This window comes from Planktothrix sp. FACHB-1355 (assembly GCF_014748295.1).
Classification (GTDB): Bacteria; Cyanobacteriota; Cyanobacteriia; order Cyanobacteriales; family Aerosakkonemataceae; genus Aerosakkonema; species Aerosakkonema funiforme_A.
Genome location: NZ_JACJUP010001319.1, coordinates 1 through 1,756, shown reverse-complemented (window position 1 = coordinate 1,756; position 1,756 = coordinate 1). Strand labels below are relative to the sequence as shown.

Below are 1,756 nucleotides of genomic sequence, written 5' to 3'. Positions count from 1 at the left end.
CTAAGCGATCGAAGTCAAACCGGGAGCCGATCATTGCCGCTACTTCAATAAAGCAGCAAGCAGTCCCGAACAGCAGAGGCCATAAGCTAGAAAGACGCGCCCAGTCGTAGAGGTCATCAACTGTGGTGAGGATGACATTTTCCGATAAGTCTTGGGTGACAGAAGAGCGCTCAATCGGATTGAGGATGATATTTTTGTAATCATCCATTGCTTGGGTATTGGTTATCGAGTTTATGACCATTCCAGGGCTCCTTTGCGCCATGCGTAAACGAGAGCAACGACAAGAATCGCGATAAAGATCAGTGCTTCAATAAAGGCCAGGAGTCCCAGCCGATGGAAGGCGACAGCCCAGGGATAGAGGAAAACCGTCTCAACGTCAAAAACGACGAAGACGAGAGCGAACATATAGTAGCGAATGTTGAACTGAATCCAAGCTCCCCCAATAGGTTCCATACCCGATTCATAGGTAGTGCGCCGCTCTGGGCCGCGACGAGAAGGGCGAAGTAGCTTAGATGCTGTAAGAGCGAGGGCAGGAACTAGGCTGCAAACAATCAGGAAGCCTAGCAAATACTCATAGCCACTGAGGACAAACACAATTAATAGCTACCGCTTTGGCGAAAGGACATTTGTTACTTACTCTTTACATTTTGCCATTGTGCCGCTCTGTATGGTAGTTCTCTTGCTCAGGCTGGGGATGGGAAAACTATGACTGAGGAGAAATCGATCGCAGTATGTCATAATTTGTAACAGAGTTTTTAAGCTTTAACCGCAAACTCGATACCAAGCCGGAGCTATGAGCAATCAAGCTGTTGATGTCAAAGCGCTAGATCGCTATGAATGTAGCGCCTGTGGCTATGTTTACGAACCTGCAAAGGGTGACGATAAAAAAGAAATTCCTCCAGGAACTAGCTTTGAAGAGTTACCCGTTGATTGGCGCTGTCCCGTTTGTGGTGTGCGGAAGTCAGCCTTTCGCAATATAGGGCCCATAGGATCTCCGTCGGGATTCAAGGAGAATCTCGGCTATGGTTTGGGTGTGAATAAGTTGACGCCAATGCAGAAGAATATACTGATTTTTGGCGGTTTGGCACTAGGGTTTTTATTCTTCCTCAGTCTTTACGGTTTGCAATGAGAGGTTTTACAGAAATTTCCAAAACAATGCGATCGCTCTTTCAATCTTGGCAAAGAGTAGCAGCTTTATTGGCTGTTGTTTTCCTTTGTCTGGCTTGCAGTAAAGTTCCGGCGATAAGTCAAAACCCTTGGCAAGTAGTTTCTACACCCACAGATGCTAACTTGATGGATATCGCTTTTACCGACAACCCGATGCACGGATGGTTAGTCGGTAGCCGAGCTACTCTGCTGGAAACAACAGACGGCGGCGAAACTTGGCAAGCTAGAGAACTGGATTTGGGTGACAAAAAATACCGCCTCAACTCGGTGAGTTTCAGTGGTGAGGAAGGGTGGATTGTGGGCGAACCTGCCCTGCTGCTGCATACCGACGATGAAGGAAAAACTTGGTCTCGCATCCCTCTTTCCGAAAAGCTTCCCGGCAGTCCCAATACTATAGTGGCATTAGGGCCTCAGTCGGCAGAGATGACGACTGATGTAGGAGCCATTTATAAAACGACGGACGCTGGACAAAACTGGAAAGCCCTGGTGCAGCAAGCTTTTGGGGTACTTCGCAATATTTCTCGCTCTCCTGATGGGAAATATGTGGCAGTTTCCGCTAACGGCAGTCTTTACTCTACGTGGGAACCAG

At 47.9% G+C, this 1,756-nt stretch carries 3 protein-coding genes and 1 pseudogene; 2 read left to right on the top strand and 2 right to left on the bottom strand.

The window, feature by feature from the left end; genetic code table 11:
• Together H6S82_RS31980 and ndhC are read right to left on the bottom strand one after the other, a co-directional pair.
• Positions 1 to 241: pseudogene (locus H6S82_RS31980) on the bottom strand (NADH-quinone oxidoreductase subunit B); the annotation flags it as partial.
• On the bottom strand, positions 232 to 594 hold the full coding sequence (gene ndhC, locus H6S82_RS31975; RefSeq protein ID WP_190461491.1) for a photosynthetic/respiratory NAD(P)H-quinone oxidoreductase subunit C: 363 nt from the start codon (positions 592 to 594) through the stop codon (positions 232 to 234). The gene ndhC and the pseudogene H6S82_RS31980, both read right to left, overlap by 10 nt.
• Before the next feature lie 199 nt (positions 595 to 793).
• On the opposite strand from ndhC, the gene H6S82_RS31970 reads away from it, so the two are divergent.
• Complete coding sequence (locus tag H6S82_RS31970; protein ID WP_190461493.1) at positions 794 to 1,129, top strand: rubredoxin; 336 nt, start codon at positions 794 to 796, stop codon at positions 1,127 to 1,129.
• Positions 1,126 to 1,756, top strand: a 631-nt coding sequence (locus tag H6S82_RS31965) for a YCF48-related protein (protein ID WP_347339580.1), incomplete at its 3' end; no start/stop codon positions are given. The genes H6S82_RS31970 and H6S82_RS31965, both read left to right, overlap by 4 nt.

What these genes read in the sequence shown, in the direction of transcription:
- H6S82_RS31970 (WP_190461493.1), top strand. Translation starts at nt 794, where the DNA reads ATGAGCAATCAAGCTGTTGATGTCAAAGCGCTAGATCGCTATGAATGT.